Raw genomic sequence first — 5,566 nt, forward strand, 5'->3', positions numbered from 1 at the left:
CCGAAACAGCGAAGAAAAAGCGAAAGGAGGCAACAGCATTGACGCCATCATAATCAGCAGATCATAACGACTGGGTGGGTCAGATCTCGATGAAAATGCCGGGTCAGTTCTCAATGACAATCAACAGTCGCAGGCACCCAGACCTTGTCGTAGCAGGCAACCTTCTGGCCTTCCCAGGCCATAGCAGGAGAGGCGGCGGCAGCCATGGCGACAATCGCCCCCATCAAAATCGTCTTCATGTTTCTTCTCCATGTTGAATGAACACACGATCATGTTACCCAACGTCAACCGTGCGCGGCGACTGAAAAAAGGCGTTTAAGCAGAGGTCTGAACGCATTGCGCCGAAATTTTGAGCAAATCCGCAAAACTGTGTCTATCGCGCCATAGTTTTGACGCTTTGGCACTAACGCGTTGATACGAAACTGTGTCCGGCAACGAAACAATGATGGTCAATCAATGTCCGACATGAATATCTTGAAACAGTTGCGGCCCAGTCGATTCGCGGCATTTTGCAAGACATGAAGCGATAGACAGCAAAAATCCGCCGGGTCCAAGGCGCAACCGTCCCGTGGACCCGGCGGATCATCCGGACGTCTATTCCGTCGTTTCGACGATCAAAAGCTCGCGCTCGGACGCGCCGCGCGCGTGGTTCAACGCCTCCTGATATTCCGGCGAGTGATAGCAGGCCTCGGCAGCTTCTACGCTGGCGAATCTGGCAACCACGTTGCGCGGGCGCTCGCGCCCTTCCAACTGTACAAAGCGGCCGCCGCGCGCAATGAACTGGCCACCATGTTTGGCAATGGCCGGGCCGGCCAAGGCGGCGTATTTACCATAAGCGTCGTCATCCGTGACGGTAACGTGAGCGATCCAGAGTGCAGGCATGGTTTATCCTTTCATGACGTTTCTTGCAGCTTCGATTGCGGCATCAGCGTTGGATGCATCACTGCCGCCGCCCTGCGCCATATCCGGGCGTCCACCGCCGCCCTTGCCGCCCAGCTGTGCCACAGCCGCGCGCACCAGATCCACGGCCGAGAGCGCCCCGGTCTTGTCGTCGGTCACTCCGGCCGCCACAGCGGCCTTGCCCCCGGTATCGGCAATCAGCAGCACAGCGCCACTGCCTATCCGGGCCTTATGCTCATCCACCAGGCCAGGCAAATCCTTGCCGGAGATGCCGCTGAGCACCTGCGCAAAGAACTTTGTACCGCCGACATCCTCGATATCGCCGACATCCTGGCCCGCACCGCCGCCCATGGCCAATTCGCGGCGCAGCTGCGCAACTTCGTTAACCAATGCCCGGCGTTCCTCCATGAGCGCGCGCACACGCGTCTGGGCATCGTCCGGGCGCACCTTCAGCGCGCCGGCAATTTCGATCAGTGCCTTGGAATGACCGCCCAGATGCCGGAGCGCCGCCTCGCCTGTCAGCGCCTCGATCCGCCGCACGCCGGCGCTGGACGCGGCATCGCCCAGCAGCACGAACAGGCCGATGTCGCCAGTGCCGGAAACGTGGGTGCCGCCGCATAGTTCAATCGAATAAGTGCGCTTGTCCGCGCCCTTGCCCGAGCCATCCTGCCGGCCCATCGACACGACGCGAACCTCGTCGCCATATTTTTCGCCAAAGAGCGCCTGCGCGCCCAGATCGCGGGCCTCGTCCGGTGACATGATCCGCGTCTCAACCGGGGCATTCTGGCGAATATAGCGGTTCACATCCGCCTCGATGCGGGCCATTTCGTCCCCGGTCAGTGCCTTGGTGTGGCTGAAGTCGAAACGCAGACGGTCATCCGCGTTCAGGCTGCCGCGCTGCGCCACATGATCGCCCAGCACCTCGCGCAGCGCTTCATGCAGAAGGTGCGTGGCCGAATGGTTCGCACGGATCGCGCTCCGGCGGCCATGATCGACCTCCATCTGTACCGCCGCGCCCTTGGTCAGAGCGCCCTTTGTCACCTCTGCAAAGTGGATGAAAACGCCGGCCACCTTGCGGGTATCGGTGATGCGCGCCGTGCCGCCCTCGCAGGTCAGCGTGCCGCTATCGCCCACCTGCCCGCCGGATTCGGCGTAAAACGGCGTCTGGTTCAGCACGATCTGAACGGTCTCGCCCTCTTTCGCGCTGGCGACTGTCGCGCCGTCCTGTACCAGCGCGACGATCTGCGCCTCGGCCACTTCGGTGTCATACCCCAGAAAATCGGTGACGCCGCTTGCCTCGGCAATGTCGTACCAGACATCGGCATCCGCCGCCTCGCCGCTGCCGGACCATGCCGCGCGCGCCTTGGCCTTCTGCTCGGCCATGGCCGCGTCAAAGCCTGCGGTATCGACGCCGCGTCCCTTTTCGCGCAGCGCGTCCTGCGTCAGATCCAACGGGAAGCCGAACGTATCGTACAGCTTGAACGCCGTCTCGCCCGGCAGATCCGCGCCCTCGCCCAGCCCTTGCACGGCGTCGTCCAATAGACCCAGACCCCGCTCCAGCGTCTGCTTGAAACGGGTTTCCTCCAGGCGCAGCGACTCCTCGATCATGCCCTGCGCACGGCCCAATTCGGGAAAAGCCTGCCCCATTTGCGTCACCAGCGCCGGCACCAGGCGGTGCATCACCGGATCCTTGGCGCCCAGCAGATGCGCATGGCGCATCGCGCGCCGCATGATCCGGCGCAGGACATAGCCGCGTCCCTCATTGGACGGCATCACGCCATCGGCCATCAGGAAGGAGGTCGAGCGCAGGTGATCCGCGATGACCCGGTGATGCACGTTACCCGGCCCGTCCGCATCTGTGCTGGTTGCGTGCGCGCTGGCCTCGATCAGGGCGCGCATCACGTCGGTGTCGTAATTGTCATGCTTGCCTTGCAGCAATGCCCCGATCCGCTCCAGCCCCATGCCGGTGTCGATCGACTGCATGTCCAGGTCGCGCTGCGTGCCATCCTCGAACCGCTCGTTTTGCATGAAAACAAGGTTCCAGATCTCGATGAAGCGGTCGCCATCCTCTTCCGGGCTGCCGGGAGGGCCGCCCCAGATTTCAGGGCCATGATCATAGAAAATTTCAGAACAGGGACCGCAAGGACCAGTCGCGCCCATCGACCAGAAATTATCGTCCGTGGCGATGCGAATGATACGGTCATCCGGCAGGCCCGCGACCTTCTTCCAGATGCTCGCGGCCTCGTCATCGGTGTGATAGACCGTCACCAGCAGCTTGGATTTATCCAGCCCGAAATCGCGTGTCAGCAATTCCCAGGCAAAACGTATCGCGTCCTCCTTGAAGTAATCCCCAAAGCTGAAATTGCCCATCATTTCAAAGAAGGTATGGTGCCGGGCGGTATAGCCGACATTATCCAGATCATTATGCTTGCCGCCCGCCCGCACACATTTCTGGCTGGACGTGGCGCGCACATAGTCGCGTTTCTCCAGTCCGGTGAAGAGGTTCTTGAACTGGACCATGCCAGAATTGGTGAACATCAATGTCGGATCGTTGCGCGGCACCAAGGGCGAGCTGTCGACGATACGGTGGTCGTTTTGTTCGAAATAGCTCAGAAAGGTTGAGCGGATGTCGTTCAGCGTCGCCATGTTTTGGGATCTCTTTTCGCGGAATTTTCAGGACAGTCGGGCGTTTCCTGATTATCCGTCCCTGCCGCGCCTGTCCACCGCAAGAAAAAGGCCCGGCGCGCAATGCTGGCTCGTTCCGGGTTTTGGGACATAACTGCAACGGCTACCGAGAAAATTCTCGGTAGCCGTTTGATTTTAGGAGCATATTTTTCAGGGCTACTTACACAGACTGCGGGACTTTTGTCCCGGCGCAACAGTAAGCAGAAAAATCGTTTTGGGATTTCGTCGCCACGGAAAATGGCCAACATCCCATTCGGTCCCGGAGGCCTTCTTGACAAATCAATACCGACAGATCGGAGATCGAATGGTCAAGAAGCTCAAGCAGCTGAAGCTTTTTCAAGTCTACCCTGCCGTGCTGGCAGATTTCAACCTCAATACCTGCGGTGACCCGGACTGCGGCAACTTCGGCGTTGCGCCGGACTTCGCGATCCCTGAGTTCAAAGGAAAGAACGCTGCGCAACGCAAGCAGGCGGCCTCGGCGAGCATCCCGGCCCTGACGACCGGGATCGGCTCCTACACCATGTCGAGCGACGATCATCATCCGCGTATTTCGGAGGCCTTCGAATACGCCGGCGATCCGGTCGGCTGGGATGACGGCCGATCCATGGAGTGCGGTCATCAACGCGGCAACGGCGTTTGCGACATCAGCTTTTCGATCATGTCGAACGAGCACTTCCTGGAAGAGTATTACCGACTGCTCTTTGCTGGCGGCTGCCTTGAAGGGCCGGTGTGCGGCGCGTGCGGCGCGCGGTATCTCGAGAACTCCGACGAGTTCATATTCAATGGCACGCACGGGAAGCTGGCACCAAATGGCAATCGCCGAAAGGCGAAACCATCGGGGTTTCGGATCATCCACCGTCCCTGCAAAGGCAAGCGTGGCGCGAGGATCTCCGTATCGCTGGATCACCAAGCACAGAAGGAGCTGCGCGATAACGTCCGCATCCTGAGATGCATTGTCAACGGCGACAGCATCACGACCATGCGCCGTGTTCTGGCTGACCCCGACACCGGGAAGCAGATCGGCGTGAGCCGCCTTTACAGCCGCATCTTCTGGTTGGAGAAAACCTTGCTCGCCTTCGAGCGTGCGAAGCTGAAGGAATGGAAGCAGCGAGTGGAGGCGTCCGACCGCTTCAGCCACATGCGGATCGCCCACGACGACGTCACGATCTCGGTCAACTGGGAAAGCCGCTTCGATCGACGGCTGACGCCCCTCCAGTTTTCGGTCTCCGCCGACATTCGGAGCGGATATGTCTTCCGGATCGACGCAAACTTCGACCCGAATGTCGATCCCGTGGAGTTCATCCAAGAGCACTATCTCGACGACACAGGCCAGCCTACGAACCTCCGGCAACATTACTCCCAGAAATCGGGCGTCACCTTCACCGCACCCAAGATGCAGTTCCAGCGCCCGAGCGGGCGGCTCGATGAGGCCATGCTATTCGCCAGCGCGGAAGGCCGCTGGAGGGTGTTCTCCGAGCGTGTGCAGAATGCATACGAAAAGACCGTGAATGCCGGCTTCGCCCTTCCCCCTGAGACCCAGGAAAAGATCGCTGAAGCCGACGACAAGAGATATCAGCTGGACCAGATCCGGCAGGGGTATTTCGGCTTCCACGACACGGATCGCGACTTTCGGGGCAGCTTCAATGGGAGCGTTGTGAAGCCGACATACACCAAGGCGGCGCATCTTGCCTGCCTCCGGGATATGCTGCCCAAGGGCAAGATTACGTTGGTCGGTGAGCAGGAGGCGGCGATGGTGCGCGTCGTGCCACACGTATTCCGCGACATGATCAACGAAGACATGTTCGAGTGGTTCGTGATCTCCTTCGACAAAGAAGTCTCCGCACCCAAAAGCAAGGTAAACATCCGCCGAGGGCCGCGGTCAGGCAGCCTTGACTTGGTGCGTTGCTGCGTTCCATTCCCACGGCAGCAACTCGTGCAGGCGTGAGACCGGCATGTCGGAGATGCGGGCGATGACGTCAGC

4 protein-coding genes are annotated in these 5,566 nt (G+C 60.2%); 1 reads left to right on the forward strand and 3 read right to left on the reverse strand.

Features of this window, described 5'->3' with window-relative positions; translation table 11 throughout:
* Positions 1-110: 110 nt before the first annotated feature.
* The 3 genes from DQ230_RS17465 to alaS all read right to left on the reverse strand — a co-directional run bounded on the left by DQ230_RS17465 (position 111) and on the right by alaS (position 3,546).
* Positions 111-239 (reverse strand): hypothetical protein, encoded by a 129-nt coding sequence (locus tag DQ230_RS17465; protein ID WP_275263552.1) that lies wholly within the window; start codon positions 237-239, stop codon positions 111-113.
* Between the two features lie 355 nt (positions 240-594).
* Complete coding sequence (locus tag DQ230_RS16530) at positions 595-882, reverse strand: DUF1330 domain-containing protein (RefSeq protein ID WP_113913666.1); 288 nt, start codon at positions 880-882, stop codon at positions 595-597.
* 3 nt (positions 883-885) lie between these two features.
* The gene (gene alaS, locus DQ230_RS16535; protein WP_113913667.1) at positions 886-3,546 is read right to left on the reverse strand and encodes an alanine--tRNA ligase; all 2,661 of its coding nucleotides are present in this window, start codon (positions 3,544-3,546) and stop codon (positions 886-888) included.
* A 343-nt stretch (positions 3,547-3,889) separates the two neighbouring features.
* Between alaS and DQ230_RS16540 the strand changes: the two genes are divergently transcribed.
* The gene (locus tag DQ230_RS16540) at positions 3,890-5,530 is read left to right on the forward strand and encodes a hypothetical protein (protein ID WP_203228118.1); all 1,641 of its coding nucleotides are present in this window, start codon (positions 3,890-3,892) and stop codon (positions 5,528-5,530) included.
* Positions 5,531-5,566 lie beyond the last annotated feature (36 nt).

The organism is Roseovarius dicentrarchi (assembly GCF_003316635.1).
Lineage (GTDB): Bacteria > Pseudomonadota > Alphaproteobacteria > Rhodobacterales > Rhodobacteraceae > Roseovarius > Roseovarius dicentrarchi.

Excerpts from the sequence above, each read along its gene's own strand:
- DQ230_RS17465 (WP_275263552.1), bottom strand. The coding sequence starts at position 239 with ATGAAGACGATTTTGATGGGGGCGATTGTCGCCATGGCTGCCGCCGCC.
- DQ230_RS16530 (WP_113913666.1), bottom strand. The coding sequence starts at position 882 with ATGCCTGCACTCTGGATCGCTCACGTTACCGTCACGGATGACGACGCT.
- alaS (WP_113913667.1), bottom strand. The coding sequence starts at position 3,546 with ATGGCGACGCTGAACGACATCCGCTCAACCTTTCTGAGCTATTTCGAA.
- DQ230_RS16540 (WP_203228118.1), top strand. The coding sequence starts at position 3,890 with ATGGTCAAGAAGCTCAAGCAGCTGAAGCTTTTTCAAGTCTACCCTGCC.